The organism is Pantoea sp. Cy-639 (assembly GCF_011752525.1).
Classification (GTDB): Bacteria; Pseudomonadota; Gammaproteobacteria; order Pseudomonadales; family Pseudomonadaceae; genus Aquipseudomonas.
The window spans coordinates 321,324-340,092 of sequence record NZ_VWXI01000003.1; the positions used below are offsets into that span (position 1 = coordinate 321,324).

General features: G+C 64.6%; 18 protein-coding genes. 6 read left to right on the forward strand and 12 right to left on the reverse strand.

The window, feature by feature from the left end; genetic code table 11:
• Positions 1–15: 15 nt before the first annotated feature.
• Entirely contained in the window at positions 16–714 is a 699-nt protein-coding gene (locus F3J43_RS05815; RefSeq protein WP_166883860.1) for an SDR family NAD(P)-dependent oxidoreductase, read from the forward strand.
• Between the two features lie 18 nt (positions 715–732).
• Here F3J43_RS05815 and murI read toward each other — a convergent pair whose 3' ends face one another.
• Genes murI through hemA form a run of 5 tightly spaced genes read right to left on the reverse strand, consistent with a single transcriptional unit; the run spans position 733 to position 5,460 of the window.
• Positions 733–1,530, reverse strand: a complete 798-nt coding sequence (gene murI, locus F3J43_RS05820; protein ID WP_166883861.1) for a glutamate racemase — start codon at positions 1,528–1,530, stop codon at positions 733–735.
• Positions 1,523–2,278 (reverse strand): molybdopterin-synthase adenylyltransferase MoeB, encoded by a 756-nt coding sequence (locus F3J43_RS05825; RefSeq protein WP_166883862.1) that lies wholly within the window; start codon positions 2,276–2,278, stop codon positions 1,523–1,525. The genes murI and F3J43_RS05825 overlap by 8 nt, the downstream gene beginning before the upstream one ends.
• Positions 2,272–3,102: a peptide chain release factor N(5)-glutamine methyltransferase gene (gene prmC, locus F3J43_RS05830; RefSeq protein WP_166883863.1), complete on the reverse strand. Its 831-nt coding sequence runs from the start codon at positions 3,100–3,102 to the stop codon at positions 2,272–2,274. The genes F3J43_RS05825 and prmC overlap by 7 nt, the downstream gene beginning before the upstream one ends.
• A 1-nt stretch (position 3,103) precedes the next feature.
• Positions 3,104–4,186, reverse strand: coding sequence for a peptide chain release factor 1 (prfA, locus tag F3J43_RS05835; protein WP_166883864.1), 1,083 nt, complete (start codon positions 4,184–4,186; stop codon positions 3,104–3,106).
• Positions 4,183–5,460 carry a glutamyl-tRNA reductase gene (hemA, locus tag F3J43_RS05840; protein WP_166883865.1) on the reverse strand — a complete coding sequence of 426 codons (1,278 nt, stop codon included), beginning with the start codon at positions 5,458–5,460 and terminating at the stop codon, positions 4,183–4,185. The genes prfA and hemA overlap by 4 nt, the downstream gene beginning before the upstream one ends.
• A gap of 386 nt (positions 5,461–5,846) precedes the next feature.
• Here hemA and F3J43_RS05845 point away from each other — a divergent pair, with 386 nt between their 5' ends.
• Both F3J43_RS05845 and F3J43_RS05850 read left to right on the forward strand, forming a co-directional pair.
• Entirely contained in the window at positions 5,847–6,194 is a 348-nt protein-coding gene (locus tag F3J43_RS05845; RefSeq protein ID WP_166883866.1) for an HPF/RaiA family ribosome-associated protein, read from the forward strand.
• Positions 6,195–6,318: 124 nt separating this feature from the next.
• A complete protein-coding gene (locus tag F3J43_RS05850) occupies positions 6,319–6,618 on the forward strand; it encodes a DUF3509 domain-containing protein (RefSeq protein WP_166883867.1) in 300 nt (99 codons plus the stop codon).
• 3 nt (positions 6,619–6,621) lie between these two features.
• Here F3J43_RS05850 and F3J43_RS05855 read toward each other — a convergent pair whose 3' ends face one another.
• Positions 6,622–7,092 carry a phosphate-starvation-inducible protein PsiE gene (locus F3J43_RS05855; protein ID WP_166883868.1) on the reverse strand — a complete coding sequence of 157 codons (471 nt, stop codon included), beginning with the start codon at positions 7,090–7,092 and terminating at the stop codon, positions 6,622–6,624.
• 220 nt (positions 7,093–7,312) lie between these two features.
• Here F3J43_RS05855 and F3J43_RS05860 point away from each other — a divergent pair, with 220 nt between their 5' ends.
• Positions 7,313–7,576 (forward strand): YebG family protein, encoded by a 264-nt coding sequence (locus F3J43_RS05860; protein WP_166883869.1) that lies wholly within the window; start codon positions 7,313–7,315, stop codon positions 7,574–7,576.
• Between the two features lie 6 nt (positions 7,577–7,582).
• On the opposite strand, the gene F3J43_RS05865 is transcribed toward F3J43_RS05860, so the two are convergent.
• Positions 7,583–8,602, reverse strand: coding sequence for a Leu/Phe/Val dehydrogenase (locus F3J43_RS05865; protein WP_166883870.1), 1,020 nt, complete (start codon positions 8,600–8,602; stop codon positions 7,583–7,585).
• Positions 8,603–8,725: 123 nt separating this feature from the next.
• On the opposite strand from F3J43_RS05865, the gene F3J43_RS05870 reads away from it, so the two are divergent.
• Positions 8,726–9,532: a SirB1 family protein gene (locus F3J43_RS05870; protein WP_166883871.1), complete on the forward strand. Its 807-nt coding sequence runs from the start codon at positions 8,726–8,728 to the stop codon at positions 9,530–9,532.
• Here F3J43_RS05870 and F3J43_RS05875 read toward each other — a convergent pair.
• The 4 genes from F3J43_RS05875 to hmgA all read right to left on the reverse strand — a co-directional run bounded on the left by F3J43_RS05875 (position 9,521) and on the right by hmgA (position 14,227).
• A complete protein-coding gene (locus F3J43_RS05875) occupies positions 9,521–10,870 on the reverse strand; it encodes an MFS transporter (protein ID WP_166883872.1) in 1,350 nt (449 codons plus the stop codon). The two genes, F3J43_RS05870 and F3J43_RS05875, sit on opposite strands and share 12 nt — an antisense overlap.
• Positions 10,871–10,987: 117 nt before the next feature.
• Positions 10,988–11,617, reverse strand: a complete 630-nt coding sequence (gene maiA, locus F3J43_RS05880) for a maleylacetoacetate isomerase (RefSeq protein ID WP_166883873.1) — start codon at positions 11,615–11,617, stop codon at positions 10,988–10,990.
• Between the two features lie 12 nt (positions 11,618–11,629).
• A complete protein-coding gene (gene fahA, locus F3J43_RS05885) occupies positions 11,630–12,922 on the reverse strand; it encodes a fumarylacetoacetase (RefSeq protein WP_166883874.1) in 1,293 nt (430 codons plus the stop codon).
• A 3-nt stretch (positions 12,923–12,925) separates the two neighbouring features.
• Positions 12,926–14,227: a homogentisate 1,2-dioxygenase gene (gene hmgA / locus F3J43_RS05890; protein WP_166883875.1), complete on the reverse strand. Its 1,302-nt coding sequence runs from the start codon at positions 14,225–14,227 to the stop codon at positions 12,926–12,928.
• 192 nt (positions 14,228–14,419) lie between these two features.
• On the opposite strand from hmgA, the gene F3J43_RS05895 reads away from it, so the two are divergent.
• Positions 14,420–15,202, forward strand: coding sequence for an IclR family transcriptional regulator (locus tag F3J43_RS05895; protein WP_166883876.1), 783 nt, complete (start codon positions 14,420–14,422; stop codon positions 15,200–15,202).
• A gap of 26 nt (positions 15,203–15,228) precedes the next feature.
• On the opposite strand, the gene F3J43_RS05900 is transcribed toward F3J43_RS05895, so the two are convergent.
• Positions 15,229–18,384: a dermonecrotic toxin domain-containing protein gene (locus tag F3J43_RS05900; RefSeq protein WP_166883877.1), complete on the reverse strand. Its 3,156-nt coding sequence runs from the start codon at positions 18,382–18,384 to the stop codon at positions 15,229–15,231.
• Positions 18,385–18,769: the final 385 nt, after the last annotated feature.

Below are 18,769 nucleotides of genomic sequence, written 5' to 3' on the forward strand. Positions count from 1 at the left end.
CAGAGGGGCATAGCATTGAGCATTTCGCGTAGTTTCTGGGTCACCGGGGCCAGCAGAGGACTTGGCCTGGCCTTGGTCGAGCAATTGCTCGACCAAGGCCATCGCGTAGCGGCCAGCAGCCAGGACAACCGTGAGCTGGACACATTGTCGGAGCGATATGGCAGCCATTTGCTGCGTCTGCCCGACCAACTGCAGGACGCCGACCAGGCCAGTGCCGCCGGCCAGCGCCTGCAGGCGCAGTGGGGAGCCATCGACGGCCTGCTCATCAATGCCGGTACCTGCGATTACCTCCCCAGCGCCACCCTCGACACTGATCTGTTCGAGATGATCATCACCAGCAACCAGCGCGCCACCGAGCATGCGCTGGCCAATGCCCTGCCGCTGCTGACCCGGGGCGACAAGCCACAAGTCATGGCGATCCTCAGCCGCTATTCGGCCTTGCAGCTGTACGAACCGACCCAACCGCTCAGCGGGGTGAACAGCCTGCCCCAGTGGCTGAGCGAGCAACGCCAGGCGCTACAGGCTCAGGGGGTGGACCTGACAGTGGCGGCGCCACAGTCGTTGCAGGCCCCATCGACCCTGCTCCAGTTCATCCCCGAACAGTGGACACCGCAGAGCGCGGCCATGGCACTGGCGGGGTGCCTGGAGCTGAGGAAACCGGAACTGGTGCTGGAGGCCCTGAGCCTGAACAGCCTGTGGCCACTGCCACACTAGGATCGCCGGACAGACGGGTCAGCTGAGCAGACGCTGTACCTGCCCTGACCGCCCCCACAGGAGCGGCAGGACGCCGCTCAGCGTATCCGGCTCGGCACTGCTCCAGAATGTCGTCTCCCGCGCAGGCCCTTCGGCGAGCAGCCCACGCGCCTCCAGCAGACGCTGCAGCTGCCGCGCGACGGCGGCGCCGGTATCGATGATGGCCACCTCGGCCGGCACCATCTGTGCCAGCAACGGGCGCAGGAAGGGATAGTGCGTGCAACCCAGGATCAATGTGTCACAACCCGCCTCCAGCAACGGCTGCACGTAGCTGGCCAGCAACTGGCGCAAGGCCGGGCTGGCCAGGTCGCCCGCCTCGATGCACTCCACAAGCCCGGGGCAAGGCTGGGTGATCACCTTGACGTCGTTGGCGAATCGATCGAGCAAGGCGGCGAACTTGGCGCTCTGCAAGGTGCCTGTGGTGGCCAGCACGCCGACCACGCCGGAGCGGGTCGCCGCTGCGGCCGGCTTGACCGCCGGCTCCATGCCGACCAGTGGCCAGTCCGGATAGCACTCGCGCAGGTCGGCCACCGCCGCCACGGTGGCGGTGTTGCAAGCCAGGACCATTGCCTTGGCCCCCTGGGCGTGGAAGAACCCAGCGATATGCCGCAGGCGTTGACGAATGTAGTCAGGGCTCTTTTCGCCATAGGGCACATGGCCGCTGTCGGCCACGTACAGCAACGACTCGTTGGGCAGCAGGCGCTGGATCTCGGCGAGCACCGACAATCCGCCGACCCCCGAGTCCATCACGCCCACTGGCGCCGAACGCTCAGCCATGGCGCGTGCCGCACACCGTGCAGGCCGGATCACGCTTGACCCGTAGTTCGCGCAGGCGCGTGCCCAAGGCATCGATGAGCAGCAGCCTGCCGACCAACGGCTCACCGAAGCCCGCCAGCAGTTTCAGCGCCTCGAGCGCCTGCAGGCTACCGACCAGTCCGACCAGCGGACCGATCACACCCGCCTCGCTGCAAGTCAGCTCGTCTTCGCTGCCGTGCCCATAGAGGCAGTGGTAGCAAGGGCTGGTATCGCGGCGAGTGTCGAACACCGACAACTGCCCTTCCATCCGGATGGCCGCGCCGCTGACCAGCGGCTTGGCGGCCACCACGCAAGCGGCATTGACCGCCTCGCGGGTGGAGAAATTGTCGGAGCAGTCCAGTACCACATCGACCGCCGCCACCGCGGCGGCGAGGGAGTCTTCATCCAGGGCCTGGCGATGGGCGACCAGGGTGATTTCCGGGTTGATCGCCTGCAGGCGTTTGATCGCCGAATCCACTTTGCTCATGCCAACGCTGTCGCTGTCGTGGATGACCTGGCGCTGCAGGTTGGTCAGGTCGACAGTGTCGAAATCGGCCAGGTGCAGCTCGCCGACACCGGCCGCGGCCAGGTACAGCGCCACTGGCGAGCCGAGCCCGCCCAGGCCGACCACCAGCGCCTTGCCGCGCTTGAGGCGCAACTGGCCGTCGATGTCCACTTGCGACAGCAGGATCTGCCGGCTGTAGCGCAACAGTTCGAGGTCACTCAACATGGCAGGCGTCCCAGGCTGATACGTTCATGACCACCCAGGTCGCGATGGCTGGCGATGTCGACGAAACCGCTGGCGGCCAGCAGGTCGCGCACCGCCGGCGCCTGGTCGTAACCGTGCTCGAGCAGCAACCAGCCTCCCGGCAGCAGATGGCTGGGCGCCTGGGCGATGATCAGGCGCAGGTCGTCCAGCCCGTCCTCGCCGGCCACCAGGGCGCTGCTCGGTTCGAAGCGCACATCGCCGGCCGCCAGGTGCGGGTCGGCAGCACGAATATAGGGTGGATTGCTCAGAATCAGGTCGAAGCGCTCACCCGCCAGGGCGTCGAACCAGTGGCTGGCACGCACCTGGACATTGCCCAGCGCCAGGCGCTGGCGGTTGCGCTCGGCCAGGGCCACGGCCTCGTCGATACGATCGACCGCAGTGACCTGCCAGGCCGGACACTCGCTGGCCAGGGCCAGGGCGATGGCCCCAGTGCCGGTGCCCAGGTCGAGTACCCGCGCCGGCGTGGCCGGGACCTGCGCCAAGGCGGTCTCCACCAGCAGCTCGGTGTCGGGACGCGGGATCAAGGTATGCGCTGCCACTTCCAGGTCAAGCTTCCAGAAACCCTGCAGGCCAAGGATGTAGGCCACCGGCTCGCCTGTGCGACGACGTTCGAGATAACCGGCGAAAGTCTGCGCTGCCTCGCTGTCGACGATGCGCTCGGGCCAGGTGTGCAGGTAGCTGCGCGACTTGCCCAGGGCAGCAGCCAGGAGCAGCTCGGCATCCAGTCGCTCGGTCGGCGAGTCCGGCAACTGCGCGTTGCGCAGCAGGCTGGCGATGATGGTCATCTCAGTCTCCCAGGGCAGCCAGCTGGTCGGCCTGGTATTCGGCCAGCAGCGGCTCGATCACGGCCTCCACGCCACCGGCGAGGATGTCGTCCAGGGAGTAGAGGGTGAGGTTGATACGGTGATCGGTGACCCGGCCCTGTGGGTAATTGTAGGTGCGGATGCGCTCGGAGCGGTCGCCCGAGCCGACCAGCAGCTTGCGCTCGCTGGCGATGGCGTTCTGCGCGGCGCTGGTCTGCATGTCGTTGAGCTTGGCCGACAGCCAGGACATCGCCCGGGCGCGGTTCTTGTGCTGCGACCGCTCCTCCTGGCACTCGACCACGATGCCGGTAGGCAAGTGGGTGATGCGGATCGCCGAGTCGGTCTTGTTGACGTGCTGGCCACCGGCGCCGGAGGCGCGGTAGGTATCCACGCGCAAGTCGGCCGGGTTGATCTCGATCGCCACCTGCTCGTCGGGCTCCGGCAGCACCGCCACGGTGCAGGCCGAGGTATGGATACGCCCCTGGGATTCGGTCTCGGGCACACGTTGTACGCGATGCGCGCCTGACTCGAACTTCAGCTTGCCGTAGACGCTGTCGCCTTCGACCCGAGCGATGATTTCCTTGTAACCGCCATGCTCGCCCTCGTTCTCGGAGAGGATCTCCAGACGCCAGCCACGCTTCTCGGCGTAGCGCGAATACATGCGGAACAGGTCGCCGGAGAAGATCGCCGCCTCGTCGCCACCGGTGCCGGCGCGGATCTCGAGAAACACGTTGCGCCCGTCGTTAGGGTCCTTGGGCAGCAGCATGCGTTGCAACTGCGACTCCAGGCCGACCAGTTGCTCCTTGGCCTCGCGCACTTCTTCCACCGCCATCTCGCGCAGGTCAGGGTCGGCGTCCTTGAGCAGCGCCTGGGCGCCCTCGAGGTCGTCCTGGACCTTGCGCCACTCTTTATAGGCGCCGATCACCGGCTCGACTTCGGCGTACTCACGGGAATAGGCGCGAAAACGCGTCTGGTCGGAAATGACTTCGGCATCACCCAGCAGCGCGGTGAGTTCCTCGAAGCGGTCCTGGAGCGTGTCCAGTTTGTTCAGCAGCGACGCTTTCATTGCGGGGTCTTGTCCGTCGAGCCCTCGTGGAGGGCGAAGAGTTCCTGGGCCATGGCCAGCGCATCGACGCGGCCTTCGGCGGAGAGCTTTTTCAGTTGCACGCTGGGCGCATGCAGGAGTTTGTTGGTCAGCCCCCGGGCCAACTGGGCCAGTATTTCTTCGGGATTGCCGCCATTGGCCAGCAGGCGCTGGGCCTTGTGCAATTCTTCGTCGCGCAGGCGCTCGCTCTGTTGCCGATAGGCCTTGAGCACATCGACCGCGGCCAATTCGCGCAGGCGCCCCATGAAGTCGTCGGCACCGGCCGAAACCAGCTCCTCGGCGGCCTGGGCTGCGCCCTGGCGGCTCTTGAGGTTTTCCGCGACCACTTCGTGGAGATCGTCGACGGTGTACAGGTAGACATCGTCCAACTCGCCGACCTGCGGCTCGATATCCCGCGGCACGGCGATGTCGACCATGAAGATCGGCTTGTGCCGGCGCTGTTTCAGGGCGCTCTCCACCGCGCCCTTGCCAAGGATCGGCAACTGGCTGGCGGTGGAACTGATGACGATGTCACTGTTGGCCAGCTCCTGGGGAATGTCCGACAGCAGCACCGCATGGGCGCCGAACTGCTCGGCCAGGGTACTGGCACGCTCCAGCGTGCGGTTGGCGACGACGATACGACGCACGCCCTGCTCGTGCAGGTGGCGGGCGACCAGGGTGATGGTCTCGCCAGCGCCGATCAGCAGCGCCTGGCTGCGCCCGAGGTCGGCGAAGATCTGCTTGGCCAGGCTCACCGCGGCAAATGCCACCGATACCGGGTTCTCGCCGATCGCGGTGTCGGTACGGACCTGCTTGGCGGCGCTGAAGGTGGCCTGGAACAGGCGTCCGAGCAGCGGGCCGACGGTACCGGCCTCGCGCGCCACGGCATAGGCCGACTTCATCTGGCCGAGGATCTGCGGCTCGCCGAGCACCAGCGAATCGAGGCCGGAGGCCACACGCATCATGTGCCGGACCGCGTCGTGGTCCTCATGGACGTAGGCGCTGGCGCGCAGTTCGTCGAGGCTCAGCTGGTGATAATCGGCCAGCCATTGCAGCACGGCGTCGGCGGCCAGGTGGTCCTGCTCGATGTAGAGCTCGCTGCGGTTGCAGGTCGACAGGATCGCCGCCTCGCGGCTGGCGGTCAGTCGGCACAGCTGCTGCAGGGCGTCCACCAGCTGCTCCGGGGTAAACGCCACGCGCTCGCGTACGTCTACCGAGGCAGTCTTATGGTTGATACCAAGTGCAAGAAAGGCCATGCAAGGTCGCTGGTTGGGACGTGAAGCCGATAATTGTCCTACTTCGCAGGTTTTTGAACAACCACCGTTCGCTATTGCGCTGATGGTTGTGCGCTATCACGGCATCTGGCGCTGGGCGGCAGAGGTGGCCATCCGCCGACAAAATGGGCGCCTGCATAGCTGTGCAGGTGGCGGGCAAGATTGCTGCGCTCATCCTGGCGATGGGGGCATGAATCGCAGCCGACCAAAAAGTCAGCTTTGCTTTCGACTAGTCGAAATATATTTTCAAAAGGGGGTTGAATTCACTCTTCGGTTGCCTGACCTTAGAGTCAAGAGGCGAAGAAATACCAAGGGCCTCAATGGCCTAGGCACGCCTCTCTGCGAGCAAGCTGAATAAGGATTGAATCATGCAAATCCAGGTCAACAGCAGCAACCATATCGAAGGCAACAGCCGTCTCGACCACTGGGTCCGCAGCACCCTGCAGGCTTCGCTGGAACGCTACGAGGACGACCTCACCCGCATCGAGGTGCACCTGCGCGACGACAACGGCGCCAAGCCCGGACCGCATGACAAGCGCTGCCAGATGGAGGCTCGCCCCAAAGGCCATCAGCCGATCTCGGTCACCCACACTGCCACGTCCCTGGACCAGGCCGTCGACGGCGCCGCCAGCAAACTGAACAACGCGCTGGATCACTTCTACGGCAAGCTGCGCAGCAAGCGCGGAGTCCTCGAACTGAACGACCCCGACGCCTGACCGACAGGCTCTGACAACAACGCCCGGCACTGCCGGGCGTTTTCGTCTGTGCCGATCAACGGGCCTGAACCAACCCCGCGCCGTCCCGGTCAACCCCTGCATTCATCCACGGCAGGACCCGACCATGCACAACCCCTTCGAGCAGATCAGCGCCGCCTTCGCCCCCGACTACCGGGTCAACCTGAGCATCGAACGCCTGGACGGCAGCATCATGCTGACCCTCTCCGACGACAGCGGCGTGGTGGCCAAGCGCCTGATCAGCCAAGCCCAGCGCAACGACCCAGTGCGCCTGCGCCGGGTCATCGACAGCATCCGCCTGGGCCTGGCCATCGAGCTGGGCCAGAACCCGCTGGAGGTGCTGGCCGCCCTGACCGGCGAGCAGCGCCGGGGGCTGTGCTTCAGCACCGCCGGGCTGGCCAACTGAGGCCTACTTGCCCTCTTCCACTTCCTTGCCGTTGGCATCCAGCGCCTTGGTCGACGGGTAGCGGTACGAGGCGTAGCGCACCACCAGGATGGCGAACGCCAGCAGCAGGATGCCGCCACACACGTACAGCAAGCCGACATCCGGCGCCTTGTGGTGCGACACATCGCCGATCAGCAGGCGCGTCAGCGCGGTGATCGCCACGTACAGCAGGAAGCGGATAGGCATGTGGTTGGTCTTGAAGTAGATCCCTACCATCGCGCCCAGCTCCAGGTAGATGAACAGCAGCAGGATGTCATCGACGCTGATCCCCCCCTTGCCCAGCATGTCCAGGAACGTCACCACTGCCGCATAGGCGGTGATCGCGCCAATGCCGAACAGTGCCAGGTAGTGGAAGGCCTCCACGCACAGGTTGCCCAGCGAGTCGGCCGAGCCGTGCAGGCCCTTGCGCAGCTTTTCTGCCCATTTGATGTTCACGATGTTCGATTCCCCGATACGGCTGAAGGTCTTGTGTCATGCAGTTAAAGGGCCAGGCCCATGCCTTGGAAGGCGGCCGATTGCCGCAGGGCACCTGTGGACTACGCTGTTTGCAGCATAAAAGGCCATCATTGCGGTTGCAGGGCGGTGGCCTGAGCCTGTACTGTATAAAAATACAGTTACCCACAATCCAATCAGCAAAAAGGCACAGAGGTGATGAATGGCCGTCGAAGTGGTGTACCGCAGCAGCCGCGACCCGGAGCGCTTGTTCATGGATAAGGCCGAAGCAGACCGTCACGACAAGATGCTCGAACTGGCCGAGCGCCTGGCCGAGGTACTGCACAAGGCCGTGCCGTCGCTGAGCGAGCAGCAGGTCGAGGAAGCCGGCATCTACATGGCCAAGAACCGCGACGTGTTCGCCCGCGCGTTCAAGAGCCAGCCCGATGCCCTGGCCGAACTGCTGGACACCAGTCCTGCCGAGTAGGCTGCATCAGCCATACAACAACCTTTCCGCCAGCGTATGCGCCACCCTCGCCGGTGAGCGCTTCTCCGCCTGGGCGTGGGCGAACACCTCGGTCAGCCGGGAAGGGATCCGCGCCAGGTGCGAGGTGATGGTCGTCAGGCTCTCGCCACGATAGGTCAAGGCCACGTAGATCAAGCCGCCAGCATTGATCACGTAGTCAGGTGCATAGAGAATCCCGCGCTTTTCCAACTGGTCGGCCACCTGCAAGGTAGTCAACTGGTTGTTCGCCGAACCCGCCACCGCCGCGCAGCGCAGTTGCATCACGCTTTGCCCGTTGAGTACCGGCCCGACGCCGCAGGGCGCGAAGATATCGCAGGGGGTGCTGACCAGCGCCTCGTGCGCCACCGGCTGGGCATTGAACTGTTCCACCGCCAGCCGCACCTTGCCTGAGTCCAGGTCGCTGACCAGCAACTCGGCCCCCGCCACATGCAACTGCTCAGCCAGTGCATAGCCCACGTTGCCCAACCCCTGCACCGCCACTCGCAGCCCCTCCAGATTGTCGCTGCCCAGGCGAGCCATGGACGTGGCACGGATGCCAGCGAACACGCCCATGGCCGCGTGAGGCGACGGATCGCCCGAAGCCGTAGTACTGGTGACATGCGCGGTGGCCTGGGCGATGCAGTCCATGTCCAGGGTCGAGGTACCGCTGTCCACGGCAGTGATGAACCGCCCCTGCAAGGTGTCGACGAAGCGGCCGAAAGCCTCGAACAGTGCGGCACGGTTCTCCACATGGGGATTGCGCACGATCACGGCCTTGCCGCCGCCCATCGGCAACCCGGCCAGGGCCGCCTTGTAGCTCATGCCCTGGGCCAGGCGAATGGCATCGGTCATGGCACTTTCATCGTCGGCATAGGGCAGATAGCGACAGCCGCCCATCGCCGGCCCCAGCTGGTCGTTGTGGATCACCACCACGGCCTTCAGACCCGTGGGCGGGTCGATGAACAGGTGCAGTGACTGGGTACGGGTACTTTGCATGAGCGCGAACATCGACGAGCTCCCCCGACAGGTGCTCCTAACAGTATAGGCAGGCAAGCCCCACCCGCCGCCCGGCCGGACCACTGGACGAACCGCGGCGCCAGGGCTAAAAGTTAAGCGTGATGGAGAGCCCTCATGAACCCACGTCTAGCCTGCCTGGCCTGCCTGGAACGCGAGCCGGTCGCCCTGCTCGAAGCCACCCTGTGGATCGCCGCCGAACACGACCCTGTTGTCGAACCTGCCGACGGCCTGGTCCAGGTGCGCGAACTGCAACGCGAGATCAGCAGCAACCTGCCGCTGCTGCCTCTGCACGAGCTGGCCCAGCCGCTGCTGCGCCAGCTCAATGCCCTGGGCTTCCAGCAGGACGACTATCACCCGCTGCGCCCGCAGGTGGCGCTGATGGACAAGGTACTGCAACGTCGCCGAGGCCAGCCGTTGCCATTGGCCATCCTCGCCCTGGAGCTGGCGCAGCGGCTGTCGATTCCGCTGGAAGGGGTCAACTTCCCCGGCCATTTCCTGCTGCGCGTCCCCGGCGCCGATCACCTGCTCGATCCCTGCGGTGGTCGTCGCCTGTATCCGGTCGACTGCCGCGAACTGCTGGCCCGCCAGTTCGGCCCGCAACTCACGCTCAACGCCGAACACCTGCGCAGCGCCTCGCCCATGCAGATGCTCCAGCGCCTGTCGCGCAACCTGCGCCAGTTGCACAGCAGCAACGACAACGACCTCGCCGCGCTGGTCGACGCCGAACGGGTCATGCAACTGGGCCCGGCACAGGTCGGCGACTACCTGGCCCGCGCCACCCTCTACCAGCACCTGGATTGTCCGCAGGCCGAACGCTTCGACCTGGAACACGCCCTGCTGCTGACCGACGATCCGTTGCAACGCCTGAAGCTCGGCGAACGCCTCGGCCAGATCCCCAACGGCAAACGCTCAATCCACTAGCGCTTGGCCTTCGACGTCCGCCTGCCGTGCCTGAGGCGCCCGCACCTGGCTGACCAGCAGAGCCCCGAGCAGCGCCGGCACGGCGCAAAAGTAGAAGATCTGCTCCACCGGCAAGTGTCGGCTGAGCAGCAGGCCGCCCAATAGTGGGCCGAGGATCGAGCCAAAACGTCCCACGCCTAGCGCCCACCCTGTGCCGGTAGCCCGTACCTGGGCCGGGTAGAAGTTGCTGGCAAAGGCATTGAGCGTCAGTTGCCCGCCGATGATGCAGAACCCTGCAGCGAACACGCTGGGCACCAGCCAACGCGGATCGTCGTGGTTCAGCCCCACCAGCACGCTGAACAGCGCCGCCCCCAGCAGCACGCCAGACAGCAGGCGGGCCTTGTTGACCATGCGGTCGGCGCACCAGGCCAGGCACACCGCGCCGAAGGTACCGGCGAACAGGAACAGCGAAGTGACCAAGTTGGCCTGGTTCAGCGCCAATCCGCTCTCCTGCAGCAATGACGGCAGCCAACTGATCATGAAGTACAGCAGGATCAGGCTGACGAAGAAGGTGCTCCACAGCAACAAGGTCGGTCGGGCGAAGCCTCCTCGGAACAGTGCCAGCACACTCAGTTGGGAGGCGCCTGGTTCGTCGGCCGTCCTCTGTGCCGGTGGCACCTGCCAGCTGGGCAACATCCGGGCAGCGACTTGCTGCAGGCGAGCATGAGGCGGCTCATCGCGCAGCAGGCGCGCCAGCGACTCGGGCAAGGCGAAGAACAGGATGGGGAACAGCAGCAACGGCGCGATGCCACCGGCCAGGAACACAGCCTGCCAGCCGTAGTGGTCGATGAAGCCTACGGCGACGAAGCCGCCTGCCGCGCCACCCAGAGAGAAACCGCAGGCGGCCAGAGTCACCATCAAGGTACGCAAGCGGGGCGGGGCATAGTCAGCCATCAGCGCCATGGCGCTGGGCATGGCACCGCCCATGCCGATGCCGCATAGAAAGCGCGCCAGCATCAGGCTGTCGAGCGAGCTGGCGAAGACCATCAGCACTGTCAGGCTGGCGTACAGCAATACGCAGCACAACAGCACCCGGCGCACACCGAAACGGTCGGCCAGCGGTGTCACTGCCAGCGAGCCAATCGTCAGCCCCAGCAGGTTGGCGCTGAACACCGGCCCGAAGGCGGCCTTCTCCAACCCCCAGTCCTGGGCCAGCGCCGGAATCACATAGCCCAGTACCTGGGCGTCATAACCATCGGTGACCAACAGCAGGATCAACAGCAACAGCAGGTAACGCTGGAAGGATGATACCGGGCGCGCGTCGAGCGCCGCGCGAAAGCTGACTATCTGGTTATGCATCGCAAGGTGCCTGTTTGTTGTTTTTATTGTTGCCGAGCTCGCCAGCAAGGCTGGCTCCTGCAAGCCGAAACAAACCAGGGCACACTGCAGGAGCCAGCCTTGCCGACGGACACCGAATCAGCTGGGCGTGTCGGACTGCCTGGCCGGGTGGGCCTTGGCAAAAGCCGGATGCTGCTCAGCCAGGGCGGCCACCCGGCGAATGCGCGGGTAGCCACCAAGGTCGATGTTGAAGCGCTCGGCCGCGTACAGTTGCGGGATCAGGTAGACATCGGCCAGCCCCGGCGCTGCGCCGAAGCAGAAGCCTTCATCGCCGATCAGTCGCTCCACCGCCGCCAGCCCTTGGCTGATCCAGTGACCGATCCACTGGTTGACCTGGGCCTCGTCGTGCCCTAGCTGGCGCAGTTGGTTGAGCACGCTGACGTTGTGCAGCGGATGGATATCGCAACCGATGATCGCCGCCACACCACGCACCTGGGCCCGCCCCTCGAGGGCGCGCGGCAGCAGCGGGGTTTCTGGGAAGGCTTCTTCCAGGTACTCGATGATCGCCGGCGATTGCACCAGCAGCTCGCCGCTGTCCAGGCGCAAGGCCGGCACCCGGCCCTGGGGATTGAGCGCAAGGTAAGCCTCGCCACGCTGCTCGCCCTTGAGCAGGTTCACTGGCAGGGCCTGATAATCCAGGCCCTTGAGCGCCAGGGCGATGCGCACCCGATACGACGAAGTGGAGCGGTAGTAGGTGAACAGTTCCATCGCCCTGTCCCCTCAGTTGGCCGCGACGATGGTGCCGCGACATTCGCCGAAGCCGATGCTGGCCACGCCATCAGCCACGCAACGGGCGCGCAGGATGATCTCGTCGCCGTCCTCGAGGAACTTGCGCACTTCGCCACTGGCCAGTTCCACCGGGTGCTTGCCGCCCTCGGTGATCTCCAGCAGGCTGCCGAACGAGCCCGGCGCCGCACCCGACAGGGTGCCCGAACCGAACAGGTCGCCCGGTTGCAGCTGGCAGCCGTTGACGCTGTGGTGGGCGACCATCTGCGCCACGGTCCAGTACATGCTGCGGGTGTTGCTCAGGGTCAGACGGTGGGCCGGCAGGTTCTGCTCGCGCATGCGCTCAGTCAGCAGCAGCACTTCCAACTCGATATCGAAGGCACCGCCGGCCTGGTCGCGCTTGTCGAGCAGGTACGACAGCGGCTGCGGATCGCCTTGCGGGCGCGCCGGCTGGGCGCAACGGAACGGCTCCAGGGCCTCAGCGGTCACTACCCAGGGCGAGACCGTGGTGATGAAGCTCTTGGACAGGAACGGACCCAGCGGCTGGTATTCCCAGGCCTGGATGTCCCGCGCCGACCAGTCGTTGAGCAGGCAGAAGCCGGCCACGTGCTCGGCGGCGTCGCCGACCGGGATCGACTGTCCCATCTCGTTGCCCTGGCCGATCCAGATCCCCAGTTCCAGTTCATAGTCCAGCCGGGCGCAAGGACCGAAGCTCGGCTCGGTCTGGCCGGCCGGCAGGGTCTGGCCCTTGGGTCGGCGCACGTCGGTGCCGGACGGGCGGATGGTCGAGGCGCGGCCGTGGTAGCCGATCGGCACATGCTTGTAGTTGGGCAGCAGCGGATTGTCCGGACGGAACAGCTTGCCGACGTTCTTGGCATGCTCGATGCCAACATAGAAGTCGGTGTAGTCACCGATCTTCGCCGGCAGGTGCAGTTGGCAGTCGGCGGCCGGATACAAGGCCGCCTTGAGCGCGCCCTGGTGCTCGCTGCCTTCACCCAGCAGCGCCAGCAGACGCTCGCGCAGGGCAACGCGGGCTTGGCGCCCGAGGGCGAAGAAGGCGTTCAGCGCGCCACCGCGGGTGGCCTCGACAGCGGCCTTGGCAGCGCCATCGAACAGCCCGGCGGCCAGCACGGCCTCCAGGTCGAGAATGGCGTCGCCGATGGCCACGCCGCAACGCGGTGCCTGGCCTGGCCGGCTGAAAATGCCCAGCGGCAGGTTCTGTAGCGGGAAGTCGCGGTGCCCGTTGGCGTGCTCGACCCAGCTACGGGCAATGGCGGTGTGGTTCATCGGTTATCTCCGGTTCGGGTTGAAGGTGCTCGGCAAGGTGGCCCAGCAACTATCGTAGTCGGCCTGCAACTGCGGGCTTTCAAGGGCCTGCAGGCTCGGACGCAGCACCTGGCTGGTCTCGAACATGAAAGCCATGGTGTTGTCGATCTTGTGCGGCGCCAGGTCGGCGGCGATGGCCTTGTCACAGGTCTCGGCGTCCGGGCCGTGGGCGCTCATCACCCCGTGCAGCGAAGCGCCGCCGGGCAGGAAACCTTCGGCCTTGGCATCGTAGGCGCCCTGGATCAGGCCCATGAACTCGTTCATCAGGTTGCGGTGGAACCATGGTGGACGGAAGGTGTTCTCGGCCACCATCCAGCGCGGCGGGAAGATCACGAAGTCCATGTTGGCCATGCCATGCACACTGGTCGGCGAAGTCAGCACAGTGAAGATCGACGGGTCAGGATGGTCGAAGCTGACCGTGCCGATGGTGTTGAAACGGCGCAGGTCGTACTTGTAGGGCACGTTGCTGCCATGCCAGGCGACCACGTCCAGGGGCGAATGCTGCAACTCGCACCCCCAGTGCTCGCCGAGGAACTTCTGCACCAGTTGCACCGGGCCGCTGTGGTCTTCGTAATGTGCCACCGGCGTGAGGAAATCACGCGGGTTGGCCAGGCCGTTGCTGCCGATCGGGCCAAGGTCCGGGATGCGCAGCGGCGCGCCGTGGTTCTCGGCGATGTAGCCGCGGGCCTGGGCGTCGAGCAGTTCGACGCGGAACTTCATGCCCCGCGGGATCACCGCGATTTCCAGTGGTTCGACTTCGAGCACGCCCAGTTCGGTGGCGATGCGCAGGCGGCCCTGCTCGGGCACCAGCAACAATTCGCCGTCGGCGTTGAAGAACACCCGCTCCATCGAACGGTTGGCGCGGTAGATGTAGATGCTCACCCCAGCCGGTTTTTCCGAGGCCGAGTTGGCCACCATCGGCAGCCAGCCATCGATGAAGTCGGTGGGCTCGGCCGGTATCGGCTGGGGGCTCCAGCGCAGGCGATTGGGGTTGATCGGGCCGAGGGCGCCGGTCAGCGGCTGGCGCGCCAGGCGTTCGAAGCGCGGGTGCAGCGCCGAGGGGCGGATGCGGTACAGCCAGGTACGGCGCAGCTCGCTGCGGGTCATGGTGAACGCAGTGCCCGACAACAGTTCGGCGTACAGCCCGTAGGGCGCCTTCTGCGGTGAGTTCTGCCCGACCGGCAACGCGCCGGGCAGGGCTTCGCTGGCGAATTCGTTGCCGAAACCGCTCAGGTACTGGCGTTCAGGGGATGTGTCGCGGGTCATCGGTGCCTCCGGGCTGCATGGAGCCGTTACGGGCAGCAGGCTGCGGAGCCCGATCCTGAAACCGGCACCAAGGGCGGCAGCGCGTCTGCATTGTTTTTATCGTAATCAGATTACGAATAACGTAATTTGCTCGCGCGCAGGCGTCAAGCTATAAAGGCGCCACCCCGCAAAATCTGGATAGAACGCTCCCCCATGGCCAAAGCCAGCACCACCGCCGACAACGGCAAGCAGAAGGTCCGCTCGGCGGAAGTCGGCACCGACATCCTCAAGGCCCTCGCCGAGCTCTCCCCGTCCACCTCGCTGTCGCGCCTGGCCGAGCATGTACAGATGCCAGCGAGCAAGGTCCACCGCTACCTGCAGGCACTGATCGCCAGCGGCTTCGCCGAGCAGGACCCGGCCACCAATCACTACGGACTGGGCCGCGAGGCCTTGCGGGTAGGCATGGCGGCGCTGGGCAGCATCGATGTGCTCAAGGTCGCGGCATTGCCACTGTCGCAGCTGCGTGACGAGCTCAACGAAAGCTGCTTCATCGCGGTATGGGGTAACCAGGGCGCGACCGTGGTGAGCATCGAGCCGGCGGTGCGTGCGGTAACGGTGGTCACCCAGATCGGCTCGGTGCTGCCGCTGCTCAGCTCGTCCACCGGACTGGTGTTCGCCGCGCACCTGCCGGAACGCGAGACCGTGGAGTTGCGCGACCGGGAACTGGCAGCGCTGGGACACACGGCTGATACGTATGCGCCTTTGCTGGCCCAGATCCGCCAACGCGGCCTGCACCACGTCCACGGCCTGCTGATGCCCGGCGTGGATGCACTGTCCGCGCCCATCTTCAATGCCATGGGCCAGATTGCCGCAGTGATGACCGTGGTCGGGCCGACTTCGATCTTCCATGCCGACGAGCAAGGGCCGGCGGCACAACGCCTGCTGGCGGCGACAGGGGCCGTCAGCAGGCGGATGGGGCATGACTCAGCCGTTTAGCTCCACGCTCCGCGGAACCCGCTCCGTCACCGAGACAGCGGCGGGGACATGCCCTCCCGAGAACCGATCAGTTGCGTATACCACGCTAGCTCCTCCTCGAAACGCTCCTTGAGCGGCGCTATCGCTGCCTGCCCGAAATCCTTGAGCAACTCATGCTGCTCGTACAACGCCTTCAGTATCGCGAATTGCTTCTTGAGCCACAGACTCAACGCGGATGACGGCCCGGGGAACAGGGTCGACCAAAGTTTGCTGGCCTGGTCGAACAGCCGGGTAGCGTAGAACTTCAGCACTCCAGTAAAGCCTGGCAGACTGGCGATCCCTTTGAGCAGGGTTAGCAGGGCCGCAGTCTTGTCGCCATCGCGCAGCATCACGAGGCTGTGGTAAAACGCCACCCCAGCCTTGATGAAGCCCAGCACGACACGCGCTGGCGGGAATACCAAGGCCACGACATCCGCTACCAGACCGACCAGCCAGAACACTTCCTGGGTAATGCGCCTCGCCGCGCTGTAGGCATCACGTGCCGCTTCAGCCAACAAGCGCTTTATTCGCTGGCGCAGGGCAACCGACAGATCACGGATGTTGTGCCACACCTGCAAGGACCTGGCGATCCTGGAATCCCCCATCTGTCTCGAGTGATCCTTGGCGTCATCGTTGCGCACATCCTCGTTCAACCTGCGGATCAACAGTTCATCATCGACCGACACGTGTTCGTAGACCCAGTCCTGCATGGCATCGCCACGCCATTGTTCGACGAAATCACCGACCTCGTACAAGTAGCCGTCATCAGGACCATCGCTGAGGTAAACCAAGGTGCCCGGTGCCTTTGGCGACTGCAGCAGATAGTCTCCCGCTACGCCGGCGCCATTGATCTTCAGCTCGGCCAGTTTGCAATCATCGATGAAACTGCCTTGGTGAAAACGCATGCAGACCGGCCTCAGCCAACGGGCATGCGTGTCGCTGAGGCGCCCGCTCTGCAGCGCCAGCAGGCAGTCGCGCTGGATTTTCATGCCGGTGATATGACGATGCAGGGCCAAGGGCCTGGAATCGCTATCGCCATGCGGATCAAGGTAGCTGCTGCGGATTTCAGCACAGTATCGTTGCCCCAGCCTGGCGGCGCGGATGTAACCGTCGAGCGCGTGGTTGCTCAAGTGCGACAGGTCCTGGCCAACGGTGGAAGAGATCCGGGCGAAATCCTTGAAGTTGAAGTCCGCGGGGTATCCGCCTGCCGCCACTTGGGTCAAGGACTGACGAACACCTCCCTCCAGTTCGACCAGCACAGTATCGGCATCAATCCAGCCGCCCGGGTTACCCGGGTAGCGGTTGATGCGCTCGCTTACCTGGTCACGGGCATAGGCCATGAAGGTCTGGACCTCGGCAACTGCCTGGTAATCCGCCATGAGCACGCGTAACTCGTGGTCGATGTCCACCACCCGTCGTTGCAGCGCCTCATCCGGCTCGGCATGCACCAATGGCCTGATCGGCTCAAGATCGTCGAGTATCTTCAGCACCCTGAGGTCAGTCCAGTGCTGGACCAGTTGCGCCCTGCCGTCGATGTCTTGCGCATGCACATTGATCGTCTCGCGGGACCATTCCTGAGGCAGCCTGGCAACCAGTTTCAGATACCGGGCCAGCGCCGGGCGCTGAGCGTGCTGGACATGCTCGACCAGGTAGTCGCGTCCTTGGGGCGTGGCGGTCAGTGCGCCCAGCGCGAAACTCATCTGCCCAGCGGAGCGAAACGCCTGAAGATCGCCCGCCGGAGACCCGGGTGCATACAGCACATGGATATCGTCGTTATACAGGTACAGGTGATCGGTCAGCAGCATCTCACCGTTGATGGACAACAGTGCCACATTGACCGTACCCACGTAGGACGGCTGCATGGCCTGCTCGAACAATCTCACCGCCTTGCGGTCGATGCCCTGGAAGTCCGCGGCCTGCCAGGCGAGCAGCAGCCTGGCCTCCAGCGCCTTGCCCAGCAGATGCCTGATCCAGTCGCTTTCATAGATGTGCTCGAGTTGCCCGACATAAGACTGCTGTAGCTGCAACTCATCGGCGACCGTCGCCACGCCCGCCTGCCCCAGGGCAAGACGTAACCTCTCATGCTGGATCGTCACGGTCAGATGCTCACCGTGGTAGGCACCACCGCAGACCCACTCGAGCAGTGACACCACCTGCACCGATGCATCCTGGGTGAAGTCATGGGTGATATGCAGCTGCACATCTTCTGCCGCCAATCCGGGAAAGCCTCGATCGGTCAACCAAAGGCCGATGCGATGGCTGGCATAGTCATAGAAATCACTGTGCCCGGACTGCTGCGCCAACTGCACCTCAGCCTCGCTCGCCGACCGCTCGAGTGCCGCCAACTGTGCAGCCTCGGCTGACGACAGGTTGCGCAACCACGCTGGCGCCAGGTCCTTGCGCAAATCCCCCATGGCCTCGACCACACACCCCTGCAATTGCTCGAACCAGGCCCCGAGCGTCACGGCGTTTTCAACCGCCTCCCCAGCAGCCAAGGCATTGACGACCAATCGACGTTGCAGCAAGCGCATCTCGTCAAGCAGGAAGGCCTCAAGCGGCACCGCCAACGGCGTCAAGATCAGCTCAACGGCTCCCGCGTGCAGCAGTGCCGCATGCGCTTGTGCGGTGATGAGCTGCTGCCAGCAACCTTCGCTGCGCACATAAGAGAGCAGGGTGTCAGCCATGCGTGGAGACGTGTCGAACCAGACAGCCGCTCCCAAGCCATGGAGCACGAAAGGCTCCTCGTCGTCGAACAGGCTGTGGCTCAGCGCGAGGAAGCCAGGAATACGCACGTGCTCACCGGTGTCCGTCATCAGAGAGACAGATGCCACCGTAGGGTCGGCGTCTGGCAGCAAAGCTTCCATGTCCGCCCTCGGGGCGCCGCGACGCAGGGCGCGGGCACGTATCTGCAGCGCCAGCAATTCGCGCAGCTGTTCAGCAACCTCGGCAGACTGCTCCACCCACCACCGGTCGGCACAGGCCTGCCATTGCTCATCCAGCCAGCGCTCAGGATCGTCGATAGGTGTCTCGCGAGGTGGAAGACCAGGTGCCAAAGCCATTTGCGCCTGCAGCAACAGGGTCGTGACGAAAAATGCGCTAAGGGTTTGTTGATCGGCGATCGGCGAAACGCCCGAAGGGACAGCGGAAGGGAAATGTGGACCCATGATTTCTTTCTCAATGCAATGTAGGAAATTGCACAGTGCAGAAATCAGAAAAACCATTGCGGATGGAAAGATTCGTACAGGAGCCTACTCTCCCCTAGGAAGAGGCTACGCAGAACGCGTTGGTAAATGCCAGAAACGTTAGGGATTATCGCGGGCGATGTAATAGAGAATGTCAAAAGCGGGTATTTTTCCCACAGAATATTGTGCCTATTCTTACCTCGTTGGTTCGGCACGAAGGGCTCTCCCCCCCGCCTTTCGGGCCACCAAGGTTCACCGACGTTGATTTTGAAGCTCCTTGATCTAACGTCTCGATTGGCCGCTGCGATTGCAGCGGCCTTTTTTATTCCTGCAAGAATCCCCTGCTACTGCAGGTACCTTGTGGGAA

What these genes read in the sequence shown, in the direction of transcription:
- F3J43_RS05895 (WP_166883876.1), top strand. Translation starts at nt 14,420, where the DNA reads ATGGCCAAAGCCAGCACCACCGCCGACAACGGCAAGCAGAAGGTCCGC.
- prfA (WP_166883864.1), bottom strand. Translation starts at nt 4,186, where the DNA reads ATGAAAGCGTCGCTGCTGAACAAACTGGACACGCTCCAGGACCGCTTC.
- maiA (WP_166883873.1), bottom strand. Translation starts at nt 11,617, where the DNA reads ATGGAACTGTTCACCTACTACCGCTCCACTTCGTCGTATCGGGTGCGC.
- F3J43_RS05865 (WP_166883870.1), bottom strand. Translation starts at nt 8,602, where the DNA reads ATGTTCGCGCTCATGCAAAGTACCCGTACCCAGTCACTGCACCTGTTC.
- F3J43_RS05850 (WP_166883867.1), top strand. Translation starts at nt 6,319, where the DNA reads ATGCACAACCCCTTCGAGCAGATCAGCGCCGCCTTCGCCCCCGACTAC.
- F3J43_RS05870 (WP_166883871.1), top strand. Translation starts at nt 8,726, where the DNA reads ATGAACCCACGTCTAGCCTGCCTGGCCTGCCTGGAACGCGAGCCGGTC.
- F3J43_RS05845 (WP_166883866.1), top strand. Translation starts at nt 5,847, where the DNA reads ATGCAAATCCAGGTCAACAGCAGCAACCATATCGAAGGCAACAGCCGT.
- prmC (WP_166883863.1), bottom strand. Translation starts at nt 3,102, where the DNA reads ATGACCATCATCGCCAGCCTGCTGCGCAACGCGCAGTTGCCGGACTCG.
- fahA (WP_166883874.1), bottom strand. Translation starts at nt 12,922, where the DNA reads ATGAACCACACCGCCATTGCCCGTAGCTGGGTCGAGCACGCCAACGGG.
- F3J43_RS05900 (WP_166883877.1), bottom strand. Translation starts at nt 18,384, where the DNA reads ATGGGTCCACATTTCCCTTCCGCTGTCCCTTCGGGCGTTTCGCCGATC.
- murI (WP_166883861.1), bottom strand. Translation starts at nt 1,530, where the DNA reads ATGGCTGAGCGTTCGGCGCCAGTGGGCGTGATGGACTCGGGGGTCGGC.
- F3J43_RS05860 (WP_166883869.1), top strand. Translation starts at nt 7,313, where the DNA reads ATGGCCGTCGAAGTGGTGTACCGCAGCAGCCGCGACCCGGAGCGCTTG.
- hmgA (WP_166883875.1), bottom strand. Translation starts at nt 14,227, where the DNA reads ATGACCCGCGACACATCCCCTGAACGCCAGTACCTGAGCGGTTTCGGC.
- F3J43_RS05825 (WP_166883862.1), bottom strand. Translation starts at nt 2,278, where the DNA reads ATGTTGAGTGACCTCGAACTGTTGCGCTACAGCCGGCAGATCCTGCTG.
- F3J43_RS05875 (WP_166883872.1), bottom strand. Translation starts at nt 10,870, where the DNA reads ATGCATAACCAGATAGTCAGCTTTCGCGCGGCGCTCGACGCGCGCCCG.
- hemA (WP_166883865.1), bottom strand. Translation starts at nt 5,460, where the DNA reads ATGGCCTTTCTTGCACTTGGTATCAACCATAAGACTGCCTCGGTAGAC.